General features: G+C 68.3%; 22 protein-coding genes. 16 read left to right on the top strand and 6 right to left on the bottom strand.

Annotated elements, in window-relative coordinates; genetic code table 11:
* The first annotated feature begins 61 nt into the window (after positions 1–61).
* Both AC07M8_RS09025 and AC07M8_RS09020 read left to right on the top strand, forming a co-directional pair.
* The gene (locus tag AC07M8_RS09025) at positions 62–283 is read left to right on the top strand and encodes a hypothetical protein (RefSeq protein WP_495174004.1); all 222 of its coding nucleotides are present in this window, start codon (positions 62–64) and stop codon (positions 281–283) included.
* A complete protein-coding gene (locus tag AC07M8_RS09020; protein ID WP_495174003.1) occupies positions 280–1,413 on the top strand; it encodes an SGNH/GDSL hydrolase family protein in 1,134 nt (377 codons plus the stop codon). Before AC07M8_RS09025 ends, AC07M8_RS09020 begins: the two co-directional genes overlap by 4 nt.
* A 21-nt stretch (positions 1,414–1,434) precedes the next feature.
* On the opposite strand, the gene AC07M8_RS09015 is transcribed toward AC07M8_RS09020, so the two are convergent.
* From AC07M8_RS09015 to AC07M8_RS09005, 3 genes are all read right to left on the bottom strand, one after another.
* Positions 1,435–3,429, bottom strand: coding sequence for a PAS domain-containing hybrid sensor histidine kinase/response regulator (locus AC07M8_RS09015; protein WP_495174002.1), 1,995 nt, complete (start codon positions 3,427–3,429; stop codon positions 1,435–1,437).
* Positions 3,416–4,924, bottom strand: a complete 1,509-nt coding sequence (locus AC07M8_RS09010) for an ATPase domain-containing protein (protein WP_495174001.1) — start codon at positions 4,922–4,924, stop codon at positions 3,416–3,418. The genes AC07M8_RS09015 and AC07M8_RS09010 overlap by 14 nt, the downstream gene beginning before the upstream one ends.
* Positions 4,925–5,283: 359 nt before the next feature.
* Positions 5,284–6,102, bottom strand: a complete 819-nt coding sequence (locus AC07M8_RS09005) for a response regulator (RefSeq protein ID WP_495174000.1) — start codon at positions 6,100–6,102, stop codon at positions 5,284–5,286.
* 313 nt (positions 6,103–6,415) lie between these two features.
* Here AC07M8_RS09005 and AC07M8_RS09000 point away from each other — a divergent pair, with 313 nt between their 5' ends.
* Together AC07M8_RS09000 and AC07M8_RS08995 are read left to right on the top strand one after the other, a co-directional pair.
* Positions 6,416–6,601 (top strand): hypothetical protein, encoded by a 186-nt coding sequence (locus AC07M8_RS09000; RefSeq protein ID WP_495173999.1) that lies wholly within the window; start codon positions 6,416–6,418, stop codon positions 6,599–6,601.
* A gap of 146 nt (positions 6,602–6,747) precedes the next feature.
* Positions 6,748–6,921 carry a hypothetical protein gene (locus AC07M8_RS08995; protein ID WP_495173998.1) on the top strand — a complete coding sequence of 58 codons (174 nt, stop codon included), beginning with the start codon at positions 6,748–6,750 and terminating at the stop codon, positions 6,919–6,921.
* Between the two features lie 38 nt (positions 6,922–6,959).
* Here AC07M8_RS08995 and AC07M8_RS08990 read toward each other — a convergent pair whose 3' ends face one another.
* Complete coding sequence (locus tag AC07M8_RS08990) at positions 6,960–7,439, bottom strand: hypothetical protein (protein WP_495173997.1); 480 nt, start codon at positions 7,437–7,439, stop codon at positions 6,960–6,962.
* Between the two features lie 189 nt (positions 7,440–7,628).
* On the opposite strand from AC07M8_RS08990, the gene AC07M8_RS08985 reads away from it, so the two are divergent.
* A complete protein-coding gene (locus AC07M8_RS08985; RefSeq protein ID WP_495173996.1) occupies positions 7,629–8,120 on the top strand; it encodes a hypothetical protein in 492 nt (163 codons plus the stop codon).
* Between the two features lie 40 nt (positions 8,121–8,160).
* Here AC07M8_RS08985 and AC07M8_RS08980 read toward each other — a convergent pair whose 3' ends face one another.
* Positions 8,161–10,866 (bottom strand): Rne/Rng family ribonuclease, encoded by a 2,706-nt coding sequence (locus tag AC07M8_RS08980; protein WP_495174271.1) that lies wholly within the window; start codon positions 10,864–10,866, stop codon positions 8,161–8,163.
* Between the two features lie 474 nt (positions 10,867–11,340).
* On the opposite strand from AC07M8_RS08980, the gene AC07M8_RS08975 reads away from it, so the two are divergent.
* The 4 genes from AC07M8_RS08975 (at position 11,341) to AC07M8_RS08960 (ending at position 17,259) form a co-directional block, all read left to right on the top strand.
* Positions 11,341–12,588 (top strand): N-acetylmuramoyl-L-alanine amidase family protein, encoded by a 1,248-nt coding sequence (locus AC07M8_RS08975; RefSeq protein ID WP_495173995.1) that lies wholly within the window; start codon positions 11,341–11,343, stop codon positions 12,586–12,588.
* Positions 12,589–12,798: 210 nt separating this feature from the next.
* Positions 12,799–15,312 (top strand): penicillin-binding protein 1A, encoded by a 2,514-nt coding sequence (locus tag AC07M8_RS08970; protein ID WP_495173994.1) that lies wholly within the window; start codon positions 12,799–12,801, stop codon positions 15,310–15,312.
* Between the two features lie 84 nt (positions 15,313–15,396).
* Positions 15,397–16,524, top strand: a complete 1,128-nt coding sequence (gene prfB / locus AC07M8_RS08965; protein ID WP_495173993.1) for a peptide chain release factor 2 — start codon at positions 15,397–15,399, stop codon at positions 16,522–16,524.
* Complete coding sequence (locus tag AC07M8_RS08960) at positions 16,525–17,259, top strand: class I SAM-dependent methyltransferase (protein ID WP_495173992.1); 735 nt, start codon at positions 16,525–16,527, stop codon at positions 17,257–17,259.
* Here the strand turns inward: AC07M8_RS08960 and AC07M8_RS08955 are convergent.
* Positions 17,256–17,636, bottom strand: a complete 381-nt coding sequence (locus tag AC07M8_RS08955; protein ID WP_495173991.1) for a JAB domain-containing protein — start codon at positions 17,634–17,636, stop codon at positions 17,256–17,258. The two genes, AC07M8_RS08960 and AC07M8_RS08955, sit on opposite strands and share 4 nt — an antisense overlap.
* Positions 17,637–17,731: 95 nt before the next feature.
* Here AC07M8_RS08955 and AC07M8_RS08950 point away from each other — a divergent pair, with 95 nt between their 5' ends.
* From AC07M8_RS08950 to AC07M8_RS08920, 7 genes are all read left to right on the top strand, one after another.
* Positions 17,732–18,526 (top strand): thymidylate synthase, encoded by a 795-nt coding sequence (locus AC07M8_RS08950; protein WP_495173990.1) that lies wholly within the window; start codon positions 17,732–17,734, stop codon positions 18,524–18,526.
* 76 nt (positions 18,527–18,602) lie between these two features.
* Positions 18,603–19,121, top strand: a complete 519-nt coding sequence (locus tag AC07M8_RS08945; protein ID WP_267396107.1) for a hemerythrin domain-containing protein — start codon at positions 18,603–18,605, stop codon at positions 19,119–19,121.
* A 39-nt stretch (positions 19,122–19,160) separates the two neighbouring features.
* Positions 19,161–19,625 carry a dihydrofolate reductase gene (locus tag AC07M8_RS08940; RefSeq protein WP_495173989.1) on the top strand — a complete coding sequence of 155 codons (465 nt, stop codon included), beginning with the start codon at positions 19,161–19,163 and terminating at the stop codon, positions 19,623–19,625.
* A 206-nt stretch (positions 19,626–19,831) separates the two neighbouring features.
* Complete coding sequence (locus tag AC07M8_RS08935; RefSeq protein WP_495173988.1) at positions 19,832–20,755, top strand: bifunctional riboflavin kinase/FAD synthetase; 924 nt, start codon at positions 19,832–19,834, stop codon at positions 20,753–20,755.
* Positions 20,756–20,822: 67 nt separating this feature from the next.
* Positions 20,823–23,624 carry an isoleucine--tRNA ligase gene (gene ileS / locus AC07M8_RS08930; RefSeq protein WP_495173987.1) on the top strand — a complete coding sequence of 934 codons (2,802 nt, stop codon included), beginning with the start codon at positions 20,823–20,825 and terminating at the stop codon, positions 23,622–23,624.
* Positions 23,617–24,126 (top strand): signal peptidase II, encoded by a 510-nt coding sequence (gene lspA / locus AC07M8_RS08925; protein WP_495173986.1) that lies wholly within the window; start codon positions 23,617–23,619, stop codon positions 24,124–24,126. The genes ileS and lspA overlap by 8 nt, the downstream gene beginning before the upstream one ends.
* The gene (locus tag AC07M8_RS08920; protein ID WP_495173985.1) at positions 24,119–24,529 is read left to right on the top strand and encodes a DUF3035 domain-containing protein; all 411 of its coding nucleotides are present in this window, start codon (positions 24,119–24,121) and stop codon (positions 24,527–24,529) included. Before lspA ends, AC07M8_RS08920 begins: the two co-directional genes overlap by 8 nt.
* The last annotated feature ends 48 nt before the right edge of the window (positions 24,530–24,577 follow it).

Genomic DNA, 24,577 nt, shown 5'->3' with positions numbered 1-24,577 from the left:
AGGCATGGCGGCGCGCGGCATGATCCCGCGCGGTTCCACCGCCGATGCCCAAAGGATGTCCATGGCCGATCTCATCATTACCCCCAGCGGCCCTGGCGCGATGGAGGCCGGCCTGGTGCTGGACGATGACGGCGGCCGCTTCGTCGTGCTGAAATATAAGGAGCCGCAGGGCGATGCGGTGATCGTCACCTTCACCGTGCCGATCTTCCAGCATTATGTGGAGCATCTGGTGCGCACCGCCGCTGCGGCGGACGTCGATGCCAATTGGGGGATCCTGGGGTGAGCCGGCTCAGTCAGCGCGCGGGGCGGGCCAGGGGCCTGCTCGCCGCGATCGCAGCCGTCGGCATCGGCATCGCCGCACAGGCCGTGCTGGCCGCCGAGACCATCAGCGTCGAACCGGCCGACGCCGTCGGCACCAGGCCGCTGCCGGTGGCGGCGCACGGGCGTGTCGTGGCCGACGGCACGGATCTCCGCCGGCAATGGCCGGGCAGCTATTTCGATACGGCGTTCCGCGGTGCCGATGTGTTCTTCAAGCTCGGCGCGGGCGATGTCGCGCTCCGCGTGCTGGTGGATGGCCTGCCCGTGGCGACACTGACCAAGCCGCGTCCGGGCTTCTATCGGGTGCACGGGCTCGGCGCCGGACAGCACAGCCTGCGCGTCGCGGTGGCATCCGAAAGCCAGGCCGGCGCGACGGTGTTCGGCGGCTTCTTCGCTGCCCCCGGCACCGCGGCGGCGCCGCTGCCGCACCGCGGGCGCCAGATCGAGTTCATCGGCGACTCGCACACCGTCGGCTATGGCAACAGCTCGAGCAAAGGGGAATGCAGCCAGGACGAGGTGTGGGCGACCACCGACACCACCCGCGCGTTCGGCCCGATCCTCGCCACCCGCTATGGCGCCGACTTCCAGATCAACGCGATCTCCGGGCGCGGCGTCGTCCGCAACTACAATGGCTTCAAGGCGGATACGCTGATCGAGGCCTATCCGTACGCGCTGCTCGATCACCAGACGCCGGTGCAGCCGCAAGGCTGGAGCCCACAGCTTATCGTCATCGCGCTCGGCACCAACGATTTCACCACGGCGCTGCACGATGGCGAGAAATGGCCCAACCGCGACGCGCTCCACGCCGATTACGAGACGACCTACGCCCGGTTCGTGCGCTCGCTGCGCGCGCGCCATCCGCACGCCCTCATCGTGCTATGGGCTACGGACATGGCCAACGGCGAGATCGAGGTCGAGGCCGGCAAGGTCGCCGCGGCGCTTGCCGCGGCCGGAGACCGGCGCGTCGCCTTCCTGCCGGTCGATGGCCTGGGCTTCACCGGATGCCACGGCCACCCGTCGCTCGCCGACGATGCCACGATCGCGGCCAAGCTGGCGGGCGTGATCAACAGGCAGGCGGACGTCTGGCGACGGTGATGTCGCGCCGACGGACCTAGGCTATTCGGCGGCGTCGCGGCGCGCTTCGTCGGGCGCTGTGCGGTGGAGCAGGTCATGGACCTTGGCGGCGAGGTCGACCTGGCGAAACGGTTTGGTGAGCCGCGGCACGTCGGCGGCGACATCCTCGCCACGCGCGGCATAGCCGGTGATCAGCAGCGCCGGCATCGGACTGCCGACCGCGCGCATCTCGCTGATCAGCGCCGCACCGGTCATCCCGGGCATCAGATAATCGGTCACCAAAAGGTCGATGGCGCTGCTCCCCTGGAGGACGACCAGCGCCTGGCTGGCGGAGGACGCCTCCACCACCCGATAGCCGATATCGCGCAGCATGTCGGCCGTGGCGAAGCGGACGATGTCCTCGTCATCGACCAGCAGCACGGTCGCCGCGCGCTGGGCCGGGACCGGTTCGGTGCCTATGCCATCGACGACCGGCGCGCGTTCGTCGGTCGCGGGCAGCCATAGCTCCACCGCCGTGCCGGTCCCGAGCCGGCTCTCCAGCCGCAGCGTCCCGCCCGATTGCGCCGCCAGTCCGTGGATCATCGACAGGCCGAGCCCGGTGCCCTTGCCGACGCCCTTGGTGGAGAAGAACGGCTCGGTCGCGCGCGTCAGCGTCGCCTCGTCCATGCCGGTGCCGGTGTCGCGCGCCACCAGCCGGATGTAGCGCCCGGCCGCGAGTCCACGGCCGTCGTGATCGGCAACCGTCTCGGCGGCGGCGGTGAGGGTCAGCCGGCCACCCTCCGGCATCGCGTCGCGCGCGTTGATCGCGAGGTTGAGCAGCGCCAGCTCGAGCTGGTTGGGATCGACCCGGGCCGAGGGCAGCGAGCCGGGGATCTCGGGGACCACCTCGATCGTCGGCCCGAGCGTCCGCCGGACCAGTTCGACGATCCCGTCGATCAGCGCGGCGATGTCGACGGCCTGGGGCTGGAGCGCCTGGCGGCGGGCGAAGGCGAGCAGCCGCTGGGTCAGCGTCGCCGCGCGCTCGGCCGCCTGGAGCGCCCCGCTCACCATCCGCTGGGTGCGCTCGTCATCCTTGTGGCGGCGGCGCACCAGATCGAGGCTGCCGACGATCGGCGTCAGCAGGTTGTTGAAATCATGCGCGACGCCGCCGGTCAGCTGGCCAATCGCATCCATCTTCTGGGCCTGGGCGAGCTGGGCATCGGCGTCGCGGCGCGCGGTGGTGTCCGATACCACGCCGGCGAGGCGGCGCGGCGTGCCGTCGTCATCGTAGCGTGCCCGCCCCTTCACCGCGATCCAGCGCGCGCTGCCATCCGCTCCGGTGATCGGATATTCGAACTCCAGCGTGCCCGTGGCCAGGGCATCGTCGAACGCGGCGGCGATCGCCGGGCGGTCCTTGGCGTGCGCGTGGTGGAGCAGATGCGCGATCGTCCAGCGTGGCTGGGGTTGGCGATAGCCGAACAAGGCGTCATGGCTCTGCGAGCGCTGGATGTCGCCCGTTGCCAGATCCATGTCCCAGCTCGCCATCCCGCCCGCCTCGAGGGCAAACGCCAGGCTGTCGCGCGCCGCCTGCAGCTCGGCGGTGCGCTGGGCGACGGCTTGCTCAAGCGTTTCCGCCGCGGCGCGCACCTCGAACTGCCGCTGCCGGGCCTTGATCGCGGAGCGCACCGCGCCGACCATCGCCTCGGCATGGAGCGGCCGCTGAAGCAGCACGACGTTGCCGAGATCGCCGAGCCGCTCGGTCGCGGTCGACGAGCGGGGCGAGGTGCCGCCGTTGGCCAGCACCACGAACGGCAGGTCTGACCAGGTCGGCTGCGCCGCCACCCAGGCCGACAGGGCGGTGCGATCCGCCGAGGCCAGCGCCTCCTCGGTGATCATCACCGCGCCGGCACCGTCGTCGAGCGCAGTCACCATCGGCGCCAGCGCGTCATACACCACCGCCTCGATCCCATCGCGGCGCAGCAGATCGGCAGCGATGACGGCGTCGCGCCCCCGTGGCGCCAGGATCAGGACGCGGTTTTCCACCTCAGCCGCCGCCATCGGCGCTCTGGCTGGCGAGCAGGGTGCTGCTTTCGCCCACATAGGCGGGGATACCGGTCAACACGCCTTGGAACGCCCGCAGCGGCTCGCCGAGCACCAGGCCGCCGGCGGTGATCTGGAACTCGCGAATGACGCGCTCGTGCATCGCGGTGCGCGTCTTGATCACCGAGATTGCCTGGCGGACTTCGCCGAACGCCTCGAAGTAGCGCAGCTGCACCGCGGTATCGGCGAGGTAGCTGAGATCCACGTCGGCGCGGATGTCGCCCATGATCCCGTGCATGCCGAGGATCAGCATCGATACCACGCCATGCTGGCCGAGATAGGTGAGCAGCTCGTGCATCTGCAGCACCAGGAACTGCTCGTTCGGCATCGACTGCAAATACGCATTGAGGCTGTCAATCGCGACAAACCGCGCGCCGTTTTCCTCCACGGCCGTGCGCACCGCACCGGCGAATTCACCGGGTGACAGTTCGGCTGGATCGATCGCGCGCATGTGCAGCAGGCCGCTGTCGATGAACGGCTGCAGGTCCATGCCGAGCGCCGCCGAACGCTTGAGCAGCGTGGGCAGGCGCTCGTCGAACAGGAAGTAGCAGGCCTTCTCGCCGCGCCTCAGCAGGGCGACCATGCACTGAATCGTCGCGGTGGTCTTGCCGACGCCGGCGGGACCGGTCAGCAGCGTCGCGGTGCCGGGGAAGAGCCCGCCGCCGAGCAAGGCGTCGAACCCGGCCGAGCCGGTGGAGACGGGCGCGTCGGCATAGCTTCGACCATGTTCCGCGGCGACCAGGCGCGGGTAGATCTTGAGGCCGCCGCGCTCGATCTCGAAATCGTGATAGCCGCCGCGGTAGCGCACGCCGCGCAGCTTCACCACGTGCATCCGCCGCCGCTGCGCGCCGAACCCCGAGAGGATCTGTTCCAGCGCGATCACGCCGTGGGCGATGCTGTGCAGCTGGAGGTCGCTGCCGGCGGCGCTCTTGTCGTCGAGCACCAGCACGGTGCAGGAGCGGGTTGAGAAGAAATGCTTGAGCGCGAGGATCTGCCGCCGGTAGCGGATCGCGCTTTGCGCGAGCAGGCGCAATTCGGAGAGGCTGTCGATCACCACCCGCGCCGGTCGACACTCGTCCACCTTGGCCATGATTGCACGAATCGTCTCGCCAAGCTCCACCTCGCTGGGGTGCAGCAACGTCTGCTCCTGATCGTCGCTCAGCCCATCGGCCGGCACCATCTCGAACACGGTGATCGGGTCGAGCGACCAGCCGTGCGTCTTGCCGACCGCGCGCAGCTCGTTCTCCGTTTCGGCAAGCGTGATGTACAGGCCGCTTTCGCCGACCTTGGCCCCGGTCAGCAGGAACCCGAGGCCAAGCGTGGTCTTGCCGGTGCCCGGCGTGCCCTCCACCAAATACAGTCGTTCCGGCGTCAGCCCGCCGCTGAGGATATCATCTAGGCCGGCAATACCCGTCGAGGCGGTGGTGGGCTGTGACGCGGCATCAGGCTGCATGGATGGACCTTGATTGGATGCGGACCGCGGCGGATCGGGCAGGATGGACGATGACGCTGCTTAGGCGACTGAAACGGGTAGTAACAGAGGTGTGAGCAATCGCGCGCGATCCCACGTGCTGTATCTGCCGGATGTGTCGTTGATGGAAACTGAACGGCGGCGTCGCGGGAATCCTAGCAGCTGCCAGAGATAGGCTGTTCCCTAACGCGCAATACCGGCATTTGAGCCGGTGCCAGGTCGCACGCTGCCGGAACCGGATCGCCGCGGTCGCGCTCGACGGCGCCTGGTCGTGTTGCAGAGTCGGTGCCGCGCTGTTCGACCGCTCGGTGCAACGAGCGGTCGAACGGGGCAGGCGGCGCTCAGCGCCGCTCGCTGCGCACCTCCGGCAGGAACAGATAGCCCTGGCCGCGGACGGTGCGCACCAGTTCCTCGTTATTGGGTCCGGCCAACTTGCGCCGGAGTCGGCTGACGCTGACGTCGATCGTCCGGTCATTGGCATCCGGTTTGGGCTTGCCGGCCAGCGATGCCAACTGCTCGCGGGTGTGGACCGTCTGCGGGTCGGTGACGAAGGTCATCAACAGGTTGAACTCGCCATCGGTGATCAGCACCGCACTGCCGTCCGGCGCCGTCAGCGTCCGCATCCGGCAGTCGAGCAGCCACCCGGCGAAGCTGTAGCGGTTGTTGAACGGGAGCACGTCCGCCTCTTCTTCGGTGCTTTCGTCGGTGCCGGCGCCCTGCAGGGCGCGGCGACGCAGCACCGAGCGAATCCGCGCCAGGATCTCGCGCGGGCTAGCCGGCTTGATCACATAATCGTCCGCGCCCATCTCGAGCGCGACGATTCGGTCGACTTCGCTGGCCACCGCCGAGAGCATGATGATGCCCGGCCGATCCTCGGTCTGCATCAGCGAGCGGAGCACGGACAGGCCGTCCTCGCCGGGCATCATCAGATCGAGGATGATCAGATCGCAGCCGCGCTGGCGCAGCCGGTCACGCAGCGCCGCACCGCTCGCGACGGCCTCGGCGCCGAGGCCGTTGTCGACCAGAAATTCGGTGAGCAGTTCGCGGATGCCCGGATCGTCGTCGACGATCACGATCCTGGACGCCTCCTCAATGGCGGCGAGGCCCGCCGGGGCGCCTGACGGACGGATGTCGGCGCCGACTGGGGGGTAGCTGATCATAAGCGAGGTCCTTTGATGTCACGCAACTGAAGGCATCACGCGGGCGATGTCGCGGCCCCCTTGCACCCGATTCTTTTCCGTGATGTGTCCGTGCGTTGGAGGAGCGCTGCAGTTCGTCGCGCATCGTCGTTGTCGGCAACACGCACGGGGGCTGGTGAGCCCTGGGCCACGGCAGGAAGTGGCCCAGGCCCTTTACCGGTCACCAACCGTCGCGACTCTGCCACCTTGCGGCTAGAGGGTAGCCATGAACCTAGACGATCAAATCCGCCGCTACTTCGGAACCGACGATATCTCGGCAATTGCCCTTGGGGCGATGACCGCCGGCCTCGATCACATGCGAGTCGATCTCGCCCTTGAAACCGACCGGTCGCGGCGATTCGCACTGTGGGCGCTGATGTACATGCTTGGCGCCGGGCCGGATATTGAGACGGTCTTCAAGGATGCTGCCGATCGCGAGGCGGCGCGCGATTTCATGGATCTGTCCGACCGGCCGGCATGATCTAGCTCGGTTGAACGCACCGTCGCCACGGGCAGCCGGATGCTGCGCGGCTGCCCGCCAGACGCTAATCTAGGTCATTGTCCGCGTGTAGCGCCGTTGGCAGCGTAAACATCGGACTTAATGTCGATTCGGTTGGGAGCGCGGGTATGAACAGTCCGAACAACGCCGAGTTCTACGAGCATCGGGCGCGAATGGAGCGGGCGCTGGCAGCGACCGCCGTCATGCCCGAGATCAGGGCGATCCACCTCGATATGGCCGACAACTATGCCCTTGTCGCGCGCGATGCTCGGGCCGTGGCGAAGATGGCACCGGCGCGCTAGTCTTCGCCGTCCTCGCCGAAGATTTGCGCTGCATCGGCCTATTGGATGTGCTTGGCGCCCAATGGAATGACACTGTAGCCAAGGGCGGGTGAGTAGAGGAGGTCGTTCTCGGCGGCGATCTGCATCGTCAGACGCTCCACCATGAGCGTGGCTTCGCCGCCGAATGCCAGCCAATGGTCGGTCACCGCCCGCGTGGTCCATTTGCCCACGAACACCGCCCAATCACTTCTCAATCGCTCAAGGCTCGCTCGCATCGCACCGGCCTCGATCCGCGATCGTCCGGCAGCGAGCGCCGCTTCGGTCAGGTCGACCACCTCATCCTCAACGCCGAGATGATCGGCAAGCAGCACGGCCAGTTCGAGCAGCAGCGCCGAGGCCGCAGGACCATTTGCGTTCGGCTGGGTCGCCAACGCAGCAAGCCGTGCGCAGCGATCCGCGATCAGATCGTGATCCGTCACCAACCGCGACCAGGTGGCCGCGTCCTGGATCGGCCATGAGACGTCGAAACGGTCGTTCATGACGGCATCCTAGCGCATTGAGCAGAAAGGCCAACCTGTGATCGAGGCGGTCCGGCGATGCTGGCCATTGACGACGCCGGAGCGCGTGGCAATCACGCCCGCCTGCGCGGGGAGGGCGGCACGGTCGGGGTAACGCGACGCGATTGCCGACAGCCTCGCGCGCAGCATTGAGTGAGAGGATGTGACGGCGTGGCGGACGATCGGGGTTGGGGAAGATCGAGTGGCGCGCCGCGTGCCAGCGGCTGGGGCACCACCGCCGGGACAGGCGACCGCGACACGATCAGGGCGGAGCAGCGCGAACGCCGGGTGGCCGAGCGCGTGCAGGCCGCCGAGCAGCGGGCCGGCGAGCGCGAGGCCGCGCGCGACAGCCTGGCGCAGGAGCGGGAACGCGCGCGCGAGGAGCGGCGGCTCGAAGACGTCGAGCGCCGGCGCGCCCGCGACGCGGCGGGCGAAACCGCCGCCGTCGCTCGCCGGCGCGGGCCCGGCGCCGCACGTACCGGCGGAGACGAGCAGGGCAAGGTGCAACGGCCGCGCGACACGCGCAGTTATCGCACCGTCGTCGATGCGGACCGAATCCGCGAACTGGCCCGGCGCGGTGCGTCGCTGGCCGGGCTCGCCGGCGCGTTCGGGGTCAGCGTGGAAGAGGTGCAGGCGGTGCTCGACGCCGATCAGGCCGGCTGAGCGACTCCCCTCTCTCGTGGCGAGAGAGGGGAGCGCATCGTCAGGCGCCGAAGGTTCGCTGCCACCAGCCGCGGCGCGGCGTATCACCCGATTGGTCGTCGCCACCGGCAGCGTCGTTGGCCGGCGCGGCGCCGACGGCAGGGGCCGCGTCCGCCTCGGCTTCCTCGACCACCGCGGCGTCGGCGACCGGCGCCGCGTCTGCAGCGGGCTTGCGGGTGCGGCGGCGCGGCTTGGCGGCCGGCTCGGCGGCGGTCTCGGGCGCCACCTCGACCGGCGCAGCGTCAGCGGCAGGCGCCTTCTTGCGGGTGCGCTTCGGCTTGGCCGGGGCAGGCTCGGCTTCGGCCTCTACCGGTACCTCGGCCACCACGGGGGCCGCCGGTGCCTCGGGCTCGACCGCTGCAGGCGCGTCAGCGGTCGCCGGCGCGGCGCTGCGCGCCTTGGGCCGGCGGCGGGTGCGCGGCGCCGGCTCGGCGACCGGCGCGACGGCTTCCTGGATCGGAAGCTCGAGCCCGGTGGTGACCGGACCGGTATCGCCGGCTTCGCCATCCGGCTCGGCCTCGACCGCCTCGGCGACTGCGAGCGGCTCCTCGCCACCGTCGGCGCGCGGCTCGGCGTGATCGACCGCGCTGCCCTCGGTGTTGCGACGACCGCCGCGACGACCGCGACGCCCACGGCGACGGCGACCGTCGCCGTGCGGCTGCTCGCCGGCGTCGTGACCGTGGTCGGCGTCCGCCTCGCCGTCGCTGGCGGTCTCCGCCTCGGCGCCCGCCTCGGGTTCACCCTCGGCCATGTCGGCCTGCTCGCTGCCCTCGGGCTGATCGTCGCGGTTGCGGCCGCGGCGACCGCGACGGCGACGGCGCTTGCCGCGGCCTTCGCCCTTGGCCTCGTCGCCCTCGTCGCGCTGACGCTCGCGCCGCGGCTCCTCGACGGTCTCGGCCTCTTCCTCGATCTCCTCGTCGATCTCGTCCTCGACGTCGTCGACCAGATCGTCGTCCTCGATCTCGACCAGCGCCTCGATCTTGGGGGCATAGGCCGGCGGCGGGCCCGACGCCTCGACCGACATGCGCGCGCCCTCTTCCTCGCGATCGGGGACGATCTCGACGATCACGCCGTAGCGATCCTCGATCTCGGCGATGTCCGCGCGCTTCTTGTTGAGCACATAGATGGTCGCTTCATGGCTGGCACGCAGGGTCAGCACCGAGCCGCGGCCGCGGGCGGCCTCGTCCTCGATCAGGCGCAGCGCCGACAGGCCGGCCGACGAGGCGGTGCGGACCAGGCCGGTGCCCTCGCAATGCGGGCAGCCGCGGGTGGAGGCTTCGAGCACGCCGGTGCGCAGCCGCTGGCGGCTCATCTCCATCAGCCCGAACGACGAGATGCGGCCGACCTGGATGCGCGCGCGATCGTCCTTGAGCGCTTCCTTCATCGCCTTCTCGACCTTGCGGACGTTGGAGCCGTTGTCCATGTCGATGAAGTCGATCACGACCAGCCCCGCCATGTCGCGCAGGCGGAGCTGGCGGGCGATTTCCTTGGCAGCCTCGAGGTTGGTCGCGGTCGCGGTCTGCTCGATATTGTGCTCGCGGGTCGAGCGGCCGGAGTTGATGTCGATCGAGACCAGCGCCTCGGTCGGGTTGATCACCAGATAGCCGCCGGACTTCAGCTGCACCACCGGATGGTACATGGCGGCGAGCTGGTCCTCCACCCCGGCGCGCTGGTAGAGCGGCACCGCATCGGCATATTGCTTCACGCGGCGCGCATGGCTCGGCATCAGGAGCTTCATGAAGTCCTTGGCCTGGAGGAAGCCCTCCTCGCCTTCGACGATCACCTCGTCGATCTCGCGATTGTAGATGTCGCGGATCGCGCGCTTGATCAGGTCGCTGTCGCCATAGATCAGCGCCGGCGCCGACGAGCCAAGCGTGTTCTCGCGGATCCCGTCCCACAGCCGGGCGAGATAATCGAAGTCGCGCTTGATCTCGGTCTTGGTGCGCTGCAGCCCCGCGGTGCGGACGATGCAGCCCATCGACGGCGGCAGCTTCATGTCCGCCATGATCGACTTCAGCCGCTTGCGGTCGCCCGCATTGCTGATCTTGCGGCTGATCCCGCCACCATGCGAGGTGTTAGGCATCAGCACGCAGTAACGGCCGGCGAGGCTGAGATAGGTGGTCAGCGCCGCACCCTTGTTGCCGCGCTCTTCCTTGACGACCTGGACCAGCAGCACCTGGCGGCGGTGGATCACGTCCTGGATCTTGTAGCGGCGACGCAGGTTCATCCGCCGCTGGCGCAGCGCTTCCACCTGATCGTCGTTGCCACGCGGCTTCTTGGACGTGCCGCTCGCGGCCTCGCCATCGCCCTCGTCGTCGCTGCCGTGATCGTCATGATCGCCGGCGTCATGCGCATCGTCGTCGGCGTCGTCGAAATCCTCGGCGTCGTCGTCATCGTCCTGCTCGGCGCGCAATGCGGCCTCTTCGGCGGCATGCTCGGCCTCTTCGCGCAGCAGCGCGTCACGATCTTCCTTGGGAATCTGGTAGTAGTCGGGATGGATTTCCGAGAAAGCGAGGAAGCCATGGCGATTGCCGCCGTAATCGATGAACGCCGCCTGCAGCGACGGCTCGACCCGTGTGACCTTGGCTAGATAGATGTTGCCCTTGAGCTGCTTGCGCTCGGCGGATTCGAAATCGAACTCTTCAATCCGGTTACCCTTGACGACGGCGACCCGGGTCTCCTCCCGGTGGCGTGCGTCGATCAGCATACGCGTGGTCATGTAATAGTCTCCACGCGCGCCGGCAGGAGGCTGGCTTGGCAGCCTCGGCAGGCGCGCGACGATGAGCAGCGCCGGAACTCGGCCGGGCGCGCTGGGGTGGCAAAGATGCGTCTGCTCGCCATGCACGTCGGGGGGCATCGCCCTCCCGCACGCCCGCGCACCCGCCGGCAAGGGCCGGGCGGAGCTGGACGTTGGACAAGTGCATCATGCGAGCTTCAACCTGGTTAAAACCAGCGCCGACAAGGCGCTGAGACCGATGCGTCGCAACATTGTTACGCGTGCGATACACGGGTGCGATTGAACAGGTAGCATTGCCCGCACCATACCGCAACTGGCAGGCTTTTGCCGGTCGCGGCGGCAAAAACGTGCCGAACGGGGCGTTAACCGTGCCGGGCAACCCGCTGTTGGGGCGGGAAGGCTTACCTGTCTGCACGACCTCGACGGTCGCGCAAAGGGAATGGCATGGGTTTTCACTGGACCGGCGGCAGCGTTGCGCGGCAAGGACGCGGGGTGTTTGCGCTCCTTGTTCTTGTGGCCGGCTGGCTGACGGGATCGCCCGCCTGGGCGGCGACGGTGATCAAGAGCATCGCCATGACCGGCGATACGGTGGTGATCCGCTTCGACGGCCGCGTCGGCGACGCGCAAGGGACGGTGCTCGGCGCCACCCGGCAGATCGTGCTCGACGTGGTGGACGCCGAGCCCGGCGCGCGCGCCCGTATCGACGGCATGGTCAGCGCGATCCATCAGGTCCGGCAGCCGACGGGGACGCGGGTGGTGTTCGATCTCGCGCAGCCGGCGGTGATCGGCGATGGCGCCTTTGATCCCGATGGGCGCGAGTTCACGCTGTCGCTCAAGCCGGCGACCGCCGCAGGCGTCGCGGCGGCGACCGCGGCCGGGCCGTTGAGCTTCTTCCCGTTCAATCTCGGCGCCTGGGCGGCCAAGCCCCGCTACAAGGTGTCGGTCCCGGTGCCGCCGCCGGCGCGGGGCATGCGCCTGCCCAAGGTGGCGGGGGAGGACGGCCGGCCGCTGGTGGTGATCGACGCCGGCCATGGCGGGATGGATCCCGGCGCGATCAACCCGGTAACCGGGCTGCGCGAAAAGGATGTCACGCTTAAGATCGCCAAGGCGATCCGCGACGATCTGCTCGCCAGCGGGCGGGTTCGCGTCGCGCTGACTCGCAGCGACGATCGCTTTCTGGTGTTGCGCGAACGCTTCGGCATCGCCCGGCGGCTTCACGCAAGCCTGTTCATCTCGGTCCATTGCGACAGCGTCGGCTCGGCCGACGCGAGCGGCGCGTCGGTGTACACGCTGTCCGAAGTAGCCTCGGACAAGGAAGCGGCGCGGCTCGCGACCCGCGAGAACAAGGCGGACATTATCGCCGGGGTCAATCTCGGCGATGCAGGCGCCGACGTGTCGTCGATCCTGATCGATCTCGCCCAGCGCGAGACGATGAACGCCTCGGCCAGTTTCGCCCGGCTGCTCGGGCGCGAGGCCAAGCCGTTGATTCCGACCAAGCCCAACTTCCACCGCATGGCTTCGCTGATGGTGCTGAAGGCGCCGGACATGCCCTCGATCCTGTTCGAGACCGGCTATATTTCCAACCCGATCGATTCCGCCTTCCTTGACAGCGACGAGGGGCGCCAGCGCATCGCGGACAGCGTCACCAAGGCGGTCGAGGTGCACTTCGCACGGCAGATGGCGAGCCGATAAGGACTGGTCCACCAGCGTCCTCCCGCCGCAGGCGTCATCCCAGCGAATGCTGGGATCTCTGGCGATGGCGGGGCAGGAGTCACGAGAGATCCCGGCTGTCGCTGGGATGGCGGCTCGAACAACGTCCCCATTGGCCGCGACGACCATCCCGTCTGCCGCGTGCGCGGGGTGGCAAGCCAGTGCGAACCTGCTACACGCCGCCCCTGATTTATGGCGTCCGATCCTCCCCGCACCACCCGCTTCAGGCTGACCCGCGACCCCGATGGCACGCCGGGCCTGGCCAGCCGTGCCTGGGGGCGCTGGTGGGTCAAGGCGCTGGCCGCGCTCGCGGTGCTGGCGCTGGTTGCTTATGCGATCCTGTGGCTGACGGTGCTGCGCGCGCTGCCATCGGTGGACCAGTTGCGCAATTACGAGCCGCCGCTGCCAACCAACGTGCGCGGCATCGATGGCGTGCCGATCCAATCCTATGCCCGCGAGCGCCGGGTCGAACTGTCCTACGCCGAATATCCGCCACTGCTGGTCCGCGCCTTCCTCGCCGCGGAAGACAAGACCTTCTTCGAGCATCATGGTGTCGACTATCCGGGCCTCGCCGGCGCGGTGATCGATTATGCGGCGAAGTTCGGCACCGGCCGGCGCGCCAAGGGCGGCTCGACCATTACCCAGCAGGTCGCCAAGAATCTGTTGATCGGCAACGCCTATTCGCCGAGCCGCAAGCTCAAGGAAGCGATCCTCGCGTGGAAGATCGAGGATACGCTGACCAAGCAGCAGATCTTGGAATTGTACCTCAACCAGATCGCGCTGGGCCGCAACGCGTTCGGCGTTGAGGCAGCGGGCCATGCCTATTTCGACAAGGAACTGGACGAGCTCGATCTCGCCCAGCTCGCCTATCTGGCGATCCTGCCCAAGGGGCCGAGCAACTACGATCCGTTCCGCCACACCGAGCGCGCGCTGCAACGACGCAACTATGTGCTCGGCGAGATGCTGCGCAACGGCTTCATCAACCAGGCCCAGCATGACGGCGCGGTCGCCGAGCCGCTCGGCGCGGTGCTGCGGCGCACGCCGAAGTTCGAGCGCGTCGGCGGCTATTTCGTCGAGGAGGTACGCCGGCAGCTGGTCGACAAGTTCGGCGAGACCGACCGCGACGGGCCGTACAGCGTCTATGCCGGCGGGCTGTGGGTGCGCACCTCGCTCGACACCCGGTTGCAGGATCTCGCCGCCGAGGCGCTGCGCGACGGGCTGATCCGCTTCGACAGCGGTCGCGGCTGGAACGGGCCGATCCGCCATGTCGAGATCGACGGCGACAATTGGCAGCAGGCGCTGCTCAACACCAACGTCGGTCTCGATTACAAGGACTGGCGCGCGGCGATCGTCACCGCGCGCTCGTCGGCATCGATCGACCTCGGCTTTGCCGACGGCAAGACCGGCAGCCTGCCGCGCTCGGGCGCGCAGATGCCGGTGCGCGGCAAGGGCGGCAACGCATTCGGCGCGATCCAGGTCGGCGACATCATCGCGGTGGCCCCCGACGGCAGCGACTTTGCCTTGCGGGCGATCCCCAAGATCTCGGGCGGCTTCGTGGTCGAGGAGCCGGGCACCGGTCGGGTGCTGGCGATGCAGGGCGGGTTCGACAGCCGCATCCAGTCGTTCAACCGCGCCACCCAGGCGCTTCGCCAGCCGGGCTCGACGATCAAGCCGATCGTCTATTCGGCGGCGCTCGAGAATGGCATGACCCCGGCGACGATCATCCAGGACGCGCCGTTCTGCGTCTACCAGGGCGCGCATCTGGGGCAGAAATGCTTCGTCAACTTCGGCAATGAGGGCGGCTCGGGCGCGCACACGATGCGCTGGGGCATCGAGCAATCGCGTAACCTGATGACGGTGCGCGCGGCGTCCACCGTCGGCATGCCCAAGGTGGTGGACGTGATCAAGCGGATGGGGGTGGGCAACTACCCGCCCTATCTGTCGTTCGCGCTCGGCGCCGGCGAAACCACCGTGAGCCGGATGGTCAACGCCTATTCGATCCTCGAAAACCAGGGGCGCGGCAATGCGCCGACGCTGATCGACTTCGTCCAGGATCGTCACGGCAAGGTGATCTGGCCGGAAAATTGGCGCGCCTGTGATGGTTGCAATGCCGCCGACTGGAACGGCAAGGCGATGCCGCGGCCGGGATCGCGGATGCGTCAGGTGATCAACCCGCTGACCGCCTATCAGATGGTCCACATCACCGAGGGCGTGATCCAGCGCGGCACCGCAGTGGTGCTGCGTGATCTCGACCGGCCGATGATGGGCAAGACCGGCACCACCAACGGCCCCACCGACGTGTGGTTCGTCGGCGGCACGCCGCAGTTCATCGGCGGGCTGTACCTCGGCTATGACACGCCCTCCAATCTCGGCGGCTACGCCCAGGGTGGGCGGATCTCGGCGCCGATCTTCAAGGAGTTCGCGGCCAAGGCCTATGACGGCTTGGAGAAGCTGCCGTTCCGCGCGCCGGCGGGGATCCGCATGGTGCGGATCGATCGCGCGTCGGGCCGACCGGTGTACGGCACATTCCCCACCGACAGCGATCCCAAGGCGGCGGTGATCTGGGAAGCGTTCAAGCCGGAAAGCGAACCGCGCCGCGCCGCGCGCCATGCCGGTCCCGCGCCGACGGTGACCGCCGCGCCGGTGCGCAAGGCACCGGAGCCGCGCGACAGCGAATTCTTGCAAAAGGAAGGCGGAATCTACTAGCCGCATTCCCATATACGTCAGCCGGCCTGTGCCGGGCCTGCCGCCAGTCGTTGCTGGCCTGACGACCCTGATTGGAGAGTTTCGATGCGCGCCGAAGCGCAAGCCCATGTCGACAAGATCAACGATGCACTGGCGCTGCTGCGCCGGTTCCTCGATTGGGATCGCGCGCTCCGCCGGCTCGACGAGCTCAACGCCCGGGTCGAGGACCAGGCGTTGTGGAACGATCCCAAGGCCGCGCAAGAGGTGATGCGCGAGCGCCGCCGGCTCGACGAGGCGATCACCGCCACCAGGGCGATCCAGAGCGAGCTCGACGACACCGTCGAGCTGATCGAGATGGCCGAGGCCGAGGGCGATACCGCGATGGAGGCGGACGGGGTGGAGAGCCTCGCCGCGCTCGCCCGCCGCGCCGAGCATGACAAGGTCCAGGCGCTGCTCGCCGGCGAGGCCGACGCCAACGACACCTATGTCGAGGTCAATGCCGGCGCCGGCGGCACCGAGAGCCAGGATTGGGCGGGCATGCTCCAGCGCATGTACACCCGCTGGGCCGAGCGTCGCGGCATGAAGGTCGAACTGATCGATCAGCATTCGGGCGAACAGGCCGGGATCAAGTCGGCGACGCTGCTGCTGAAGGGCGAGAACGCCTATGGCTTCGCCAAGACCGAGAGCGGGGTGCATCGGCTGGTGCGGATCAGCCCGTATGACAGCGCGGCCCGGCGGCATACCAGCTTCGCCAGCGTCTGGGTCTATCCGGTGGTCGATGACAATATCGACGTCAACTACAATGAGAGCGACCTCAGGATCGACACCTATCGCGCCTCGGGTGCGGGCGGGCAGCACATCAACACCACCGATTCGGCGGTGCGCATCACCCACATTCCCACGGGGATCGTGGTGCAGTGCCAGAACCAGCGCTCGCAGCACAAGAACAAGGCGGAAGCCTATAACCAGCTGCGCGCCCGGCTATACGAGCGCGAGCTGCAGATCCGCGAGGAAGCGGCCAATGCCGAAAACGCCAGCAAGACCGATATCGGCTGGGGTCATCAGATCCGCAGCTATGTGTTGCAACCCTATCAGATGGTGAAGGACCTCCGCACCGGCGTCACCTCCTCAAGCCCCTCCGACGTCCTCGATGGCGAACTCGATCCGTTCATGGCGGCGGCGCTGTCGCAGCGGGTGACCGGCGAGGCGGTTGAGGTGGAGGACGTTGACTAAGTGACGCCGAGTCCCTCCTTGCGTGTCGGGCAGATCGCCCTCGGAACGCTGTTGCTGCTCGCCGCGTGCGACGGTTCCAAGCCGCTGATCAAGCATGAGGCCGACAAGCCGGGACCGTTTCCCGCCGCGGACCGGCCGGTGGCGTCGATCGTGTCGTCGCGCTGGTCCAACGAGGAAGCGCGCGATCGCCTCAACGAAGCCGGCGAGGTGATGGGCAAGGCAGGCATCGCCAAGGGCATGACCGTCGCCGATATCGGTGCGGGCGAGGGCTATTACACCATCCGCCTGGCGCAGCGGGTGGGCAAGGACGGCCGGGTGCTCGCCGAGGACATCGTGGCGCAGGTCCGCGACGCGCTGGCCGAGCGGGTGGCGCGCGAGAGCCTGGACAATGTCAGCGTCCGGCTCGGCGCACCGGCCGATCCACGGCTGCCGGCGGCGAGCTTCGACCGGGTGCTGATGGTGCACATGTACCATGAGATCGCCCAGCCTTATGAGTTCCTGTGGCGGATGCGCCCGTCGCTGAAGCCCGACGGGCTGGTGGTGGTGGTGGATGCCAACCGCCTGCCGCAATATCACGGCACCCCGCCGGCGCTGCTCACCTGCGAATTCGCCGCAGTGGGATATCGGCAGGAGTCGGTGTCGGAAATGCCATCGGCCGGTGGCTATATGGCGACCTTCCGCGCGGTCGGCCCGCGGCCGGACCCGGCGGCGATCAAGGCCTGCCGGCTGCGCTAGAGCAGGCCGCGGTCGCGCAGGCTGGTGATCGCGGACGGAGTGACGATCAGGTGATCCACCAGCGCGATCTCTAGCGGCGCGAGGACCCTGGCGAGCGTGCGGGTGAAAGCGAGATCCGCGGGGCTGGGCTCGGCATTACCGCTCGGATGGTTATGCGCGAGGATCAGCTTGGCCGCATCGAGTTGGAGCGCCTGACGGACCAGATCGCGGATCGACGGCATCACCGCGTCATCGCCGCCAAGCGTGTCGTGGCGGCCGAGCAACCTCCATTGCGGATCAAGAAACGCCGCCGCGGCGCGCTCGACGCGGCTGTCGGCCAGTGGCGCGAACAGCAGGCGCGCGGCGGCGACCGTATCGAGGCGAGCAAGGCCATCCACGCATCGCCTTGCCCGCTTGGCGCCAGCAGCACGATCGCAGACGCATCCAATTCTGCGGCTTGATCGCAGGCCGTCGGCCGCGGTACGCCCCCGCCATGCGCCAGTATCTCGACCTCATGGACCGTATCCTGACCAGCGGCTCCAGGCAGATGGACCGCACGGGGACGGGAACCCTCTCGGTTTTCGGGGCGCAGATGCGCTTCGATCTCGCCCAGGGTTTTCCGGTGCTGACCACCAAGAAGCTGCACCTGCGCTCGATCATCGTCGAGCTGCTCTGGTTCCTGCGCGGCGACACCAACGTGCGCTGGCTGCAGGAGCGCAGCGTCAAGATCTGGGACGAATGGGCCGACGAGGCGGGCGATCTCGGCCCGGTTTATGGCAAGCAGTGGCGCGACTGGGTCGCCGCCGACGGCCGCCACATCGACCAGATCGCCGAGCTGATCGAGCAGATCAAGACCAACCCGGCTTCGCGCCGCCAGATCGTCTCCGCCTGGAACCCGGGGGACCTCCACGCCATGGCGCTGGCGCCATGCCATTGCCTGTTCCAGACGCATGTCGCCGACGGCAAGTTATCGCTCCAGCTCTACCAGCGCTCGGCCGACATCTTTCTCGGCGTGCCGTTCAACATCGCGAGCTATGCCTTGCTCACCCACATGCTCGCGCAGCAATGCGGGCTCGAGGCCGGCGAGTTCATCTGGACGGGGGGCGACTGCCACCTCTACCTCAACCACCTCGAGCAGGCGCGCACCCAGCTGACCCGCACCCCGGGGCCGCTGCCGCGGCTCGAGATCCTGCGCACGCCACCGGCCATCGACAGCTATGAGCAGGAGGATTTCGTGCTCCACGGCTATGAGGCCCAGGCGCATATCAAGGCCGCCGTCGCCGTCTGAGTGAGAGCCATCCGCAATAGGAACCGTGCCGCACCGGCCGTGGTTGATCGTCCACTATCTTGCCCGAGGGACGATCATGGACATCACGCAGCTCATTCTCGACGAACACGCCCAGCAGCGCGCGCTGTTCGCGCAGATCGACAGCATCGACGCGCATGACACCGAGGCGCTGTCAGCCTTGTGGACGCGGCTCAAGAATCTGCTCGATGCGCATGCCGAAGCGGAGGAGCGCTTCTTCTACCCGCGGCTGATGCAGATCGGTACCGGCGGCAACGATGCCGACTCGGCGGCGGAGGAGACCGAGGACGCGATCGAGGATCACAACGAGATCCGCGACACCGGCGAGGCGGTCGACCAGCATCCGGTCGGCTCGGACGCCTGGTTCGAGGCGGTCGGCGCGTGCAACAAGGCCAATAGCGATCACCTCGCCGAGGAGGAGCGCCAGGGCCTGACCGATTTCCGCAAGCATGCGAGCCTCGAGGAGCGCCACGAGCTCGGCGTGCGTTTTGCCGCCTATGAGGCGAGCCACCTCAACGGCATCGCGGTGGTCGACAAGGATCCTAAGCAGTGGGTGAAGGACCACGCCCCGGCGTGATCCCTCGCGCGGCCGGTGGTTCCGCGGCATAGGACGGGGATGATCACCTTCATCCTCGCCCGCGCCGACAATGGCGTGATCGGCCGTGACGGCCAGCTGCCATGGCGACTGCCCGCCGACCTCAAGCGGTTCAGGGCGCTGACCATGGAGCGGCCGATGGTAATGGGGCGCAAAACCTTCGAGAGCTTTCCGGCGCCGCTTCCCGGGCGGCGGCACATCGTGCTGACGCGAGACCCGCGTTGGTCGGCGGCCGGTGCCGAGGTCGCGACCTCGCCCGACGCGGCGCTGGCGCTGGCAGGTCCGGACGCGGCGGTGATCGGAGGGGCCGAGATCTACGCGCTGCTGCTCGATCGGGCGGAGCGGATCGACCTCACCGAGGTGCATGCGTCGCCCGACGGCGATGCGGTGGTGCCGGCGTTCACCGGCTGGCGCGAGGTGGCGCGGGAAGATCATGCCGCAGCGGAGGGCCGGCCGGCATATAGTTTCGTGACGCTGGCGCGGTAGCGGCCCGGCCGGGGCGGTGGTTCCGGGCCTGGGCTGGATCACCAGCTATATCCCCGTCACGCCAGCGGAAGCTGGTGTCTTAATCGTCGTCTGCGTGCCGTTGCCGTGCAAGATCCCAGCCTTCGCCGGGATGACGACGCTATCGGCTGCCCAGCGCCGCCCGCACCATCTCGCGTTTGCCACGCCGTCCGCCTATAGCGCCGCCGATGGAGCGGCTTGACGGCGGCTCGACAATTCCGCCGCATCTTGCCGGCGGGATCGTCGCGCTGGGAAACTTCGATGGCTTTCACCTCGGTCACCAGGCGGTGGTCGGCGAGGCGGTGGCGCGCGCGCGTGCCGAGGGCCGGCCGGCACTGGTGGGGACGTTCGATCCGCACCCGGTGCGCCATTTCCGCCCCGCAACGCCGCCGTTCCGGCTGACCACGCTCGACCAGCGCGAGGCGCTGTTCGCGGCGGCCGGGGTGGATGCGATGGTGGTGTTCCACTTCGACGGCGCGCTCGCCGCGCTGACCGCCGAGGCGTTCGTCGAGGAGCGGCTGGTGAGCGGGCTGCAGGTGGGCGGCGTGGTGACCGGCGCGGACTTTACCTTCGGCCATCGCAAGAGCGGCAGCGTGGCGACGCTTGCCGCGCTTGGCGCGGCGCATGGGTTTGCCGCGGACGCGGTAGGGCCGGTGACGCTCAACGGCGAGACGGTGTCGTCGACGCTGATCCGCGATGCCTTGCGCGTCGGCGACCCGCGGACGGCGGCGCGGCTGCTGACCCGCCCGTTCGCGATCCGCGGCACCGTGCAGCATGGCGACAAGCTCGGGCGGACGATCGGCTATCCGACCGCGAACCTCGACATGGGCAATTACCTGCGGCCGGCCTATGGCATCTACGCCGTCACCGGGCGGCTCGCCGACGGGCGGCTGCTGAAAGGCGCGGCCAACCTCGGTATCCGGCCGAGCTTCGACCCGCCCAAGGAACTGCTCGAGCCCTTTTTCTTCGACTTCGCCGAGGATCTGTACGGGCAGGCCATCGAGGTGGCGCTGATCGACTATCTGCGCCCCGAGGCCAAGTTCGACAGCCTCGAGGCGTTGACGGCGCAAATGGACGCGGACTGCGCGCGGGCGCGGGTGGTGCTGGGCTAGGGGCGTCGTCGAGGGAAGAACGACGCTATGGCAACGTGTTTCCCTCTCGGCTAAGGCGCGCGGACCCATGAGCGACGATACCCCAACCGCCCGCGACTATCGCGATACCGTCTTCCTGCCGAAGACCGACTTTCCGATGAAGGCGGGCCTTGCCGCCAAGGAACCCGCGATCCTGGAGCGGTGGGCGACGATCGGCCTCTACCAGCGGCTGCGCGAGCAGCGCGCCGGGCGCGAGCGCTTCATCCTCCACGACGGCCCGCCCTACGCCAATGGCGACATCCACATGGGCCATGCGATGAACAAGGTCCTCAAGGACATCATCGTCCGCTCGCAATCGCTGTTGGGCAAGGACGCGCCCTACGTGCCGGGCTGGGACTGCCACGGCCTGCCGATCGAATGGAAGGTCGAGGAAGCGTATCGCGCCAAGAAGCTCGACAAGGACCAGGTGCCGGTCGCGCAGTTCCGCGCCGAATGCCGCGCCTATGCCGCCAAATGGGTCGACGTTCAGCGCGAGGAATTCAAGCGGCTCGGCGTGATGGGCGATTGGGACGACCCCTATCTGACCATGAAATATGAGGCCGAGGCGGCGATCGTCGGCGAATTGCTCAAGTTCGCCGAGAGCGGCCAGCTCTATCGCGGCGCCAAGCCGGTGATGTGGTCACCGGTGGAGAAGACCGCGCTCGCCGAGGCCGAAGTGGAATATGAGGACGTCGTCTCCACCCAGATCGACGTCGGCTTCGAGATCGCCACCGCACCCGAGGCTGAGATCGCGATCGGCGCGCAGGCGGTGATCTGGACGACGACGCCGTGGACGATCCCGGTCAACCAGGCGCTCGCCTATGGCCCGGCGTTCGATTACCTGCTGTTCGCCAGCGGCGGCGCCCGCTACCTCGTCGCTGAGGCGCTGCTGCCCGCGTTCACCAAGCGCACCGGGATCGCGATGGAGGAGTTCATCGCGCTGGTAAAGGGCAGTGCGCTGGAAGGCGCGACCGCGCTTCATCCGATGCACGCGCTCGGCGGTTTTTTCGCCAAGCCGCGGCCGTTGCTGGCGGGCGATTTCGTCACCACCGAGGCGGGCACCGGCCTCGTCCACATGTCGCCCGATCACGGCGAGGACGATTTCCTGCTGTGCAAGGCGAACGGCATCGATCCGGTGTTCGCGGTCGACGGCGCCGGCTTCTACCGCGCCGACTGGGGTTGGCTCGGCGGCCAGGGCAGCGTCATCAACAAGAAGTTCGTCGCCTCGGACGGGCCGATCTGCGCGGACCTCAGCGCGGTCGGCGCGCTGCTCGGCGCGTCGGACGATTTCGCCCACAGCTACCCGCATTCGTGGCGGTCCAAGGCCAAGGTGATCTTCCGCGCCACGCCGCAGTGGTTCATCCCGATGGACCGGGCGATCGCCGCCGATGCAGACGGCGCCGCGAGCAACGGCGCGACGCTGCGCGAGACCGCGCTCGACGCGATCGAGCATACCCGCTGGGTGCCGGCGCGCTCGCAGAACCGGATCCGCTCGATGGTGGAGGGGCGCCCGGACTGGGTGATCAGCCGGCAGCGTGCCTGGGGCGTGCCGATCGCGCTCTACGTCAACCGCGGCACCGGCGACTATCTCAATGATCCTGCGGTCAACGCGCGGATCATCGCGGCCTTCGGCGAGGGCGGCGCGGATGCCTGGTTTACCGCGGATCACCAGACGCTGCTCGGGCCCGATCATGCGCTGGCCGATTATGAGCCGCAGAACGACATTCTCGACGTCTGGTTCGACAGCGGCTCGACCCATGTGTTCACCGTCGAGGCGCGCTACGGCGAGGGCGTGCGCGCCAATCTGTACCTCGAGGGGTCTGACCAGCATCGCGGCTGGTTCCAGTCGTCGCTGCTCGAGAGCTGCGGCACGCGGGGGCGCGCGCCTTATGAGGCGGTGCTGACCCATGGCTTCGCGCTCGACGGTCAGGGGCGCAAGATGTCCAAAAGCCTCGGCAATGTCGTCGATCCCTTGAAGGTGATCGGCGAGAGCGGCGCCGACATCCTGCGGATGTGGGTCGCGTCGACCGACTATTTCGACGACGTGCGGATCGGCAAGGAAGTGCTCGGCACGGCATCCGACGGCTATCGCAAGCTCAGGAACACCTTCCGCTACCTGCTCGGCGCGCTCGACGGATTCAGCGATGCCGAGAAGCTGGCGGTCGACGAGATGCCGGAGCTGGAGCGTTACGTGCTGACGCTGCTCGGCGCGCTCGATGTCGAGCTGCGCGAGGCGGCCGAGGCGTTCGAGCTCAACCGCTACCTGCGGCGTCTGACCGATTTCGCCAACGAGGATTTGTCGGCGTTCTTCTTCGATATCCGCAAGGACAGCCTCTATTGCGATGCGCCCGATGACGTGAAGCGGCGGGCGTATCGCACCGTGCTCGACCTGCTGTTCCATGCGCTAGTGCGCTACGCCGCGCCGGTGCTCTGCTTCACCGCCGAGGAAGTGTGGCAGGCGCGCTTCCCGAGCGAGGACGGCTCAGTGCATTATCTCGAATGGCCGGAACTGCCGGCGCTTGCCGGTGACACGCCGCTCGGCAGCGAATGGGCGGAGGTGCGCCGGCTGCGCGCGACGGTGACCGAGGCCATCGAGCCGCTGCGGCGCGCCAAGACGGTGCGGTCGAGCCTCGAGGCGGTCGTGACCGTGCCCGACCTGCCGCTCGATGCGGCGGCACTGGCCGAGACGTTCATCGTCGCGCGGGTGGATGCGGGAGACGCGGTGGAGGTCAGCCGGACCGATTACCTCAAGTGCGGCCGCTGCTGGCGGCACCTGCCCGAGGTGACCGAGGACGGCACGCTGTGCGATCGCTGCACCGCGGTGGTCGGCGAGGATGCTCCCCATGCGTAAGCCACCCCTGATCGGCGTGATCAGCGCCGCGCTGTTGTTCCTCGCGGACCAGGCGAGCAAGGTTGCGATTACCGATGTCCTCCAGCTCAACGAGCTGACCGCCGAGCGCGTGATCACCGGCTTCTTCAACCTGCGCTTTGTCGCCAACCACGGCGTGTCGCTGGGCCTGCTTCACGCCGATACCAATGCGATGCGCTGGGCGCTGGTGGCGATGACCGGCGCGATCGCGTTGGGGGTGGCGGTGTGGATGACCCGCGAAACCCACCGCGCCGACCAGGTCGCGCTCGGCGCGATCCTCGGCGGCGCGCTCGGCAATATCGTCGACCGCGTCCGGCTCGGCTACGTGGTCGATTTCGCCGACCTCCACTTCGGCGATTGGCGGCCGTTTCTGGTGTTCAACATCGCCGATGCGGCGATTACCCTTGGCGTGCTCGTGCTGCTTGTCCGCGCGCTCCTGATGCGCGACAAGCGCGACGATGTTTCGGAGATTCCCCATGCGTAAGATTGTGCCCGTCGCCGTTGGTCTTGCCTGCGTTGCCCTGCTCTCCGGCTGCGGCAAGCGCGGCTATGATCGCGCCCGTCCTGACGAGTTCGCGGTCGCACGCCAGGCACCGCTGGTGATCCCGCCGGATTATGCGCTGGTTCCGCCGCAGCCGGGCGCCGCCCGCCCGCAGGACAGCGCCACCAACGCACAGACGCTGCAGGCGCTGTTCGGCGGCAATGCCGCGCGCAGCACGTCGGAAAATGCGGTGATCGACCAGGCCGGCGGCGATACCGCCGATGCCGGCATCCGCTCGTCGGCGGGCGATCCGGGCACCAATGTGGTCGACAAGGGCGCCACCACCCGCGACATCGTCGCCGCGCCTCAAGGCGATGGGCAGGATGCGCGCGCGCAGGCGCAGTAAGCCGGGGAGAAACCGGGTTCCTGCACCAGCGGGAACCCGGGGTGACGC

It is taken from the genome of Sphingomonas sp. GW821-FHT09E03 (assembly GCF_059416225.1).
This window is presented reverse-complemented; position numbering and strand designations above follow the sequence as displayed.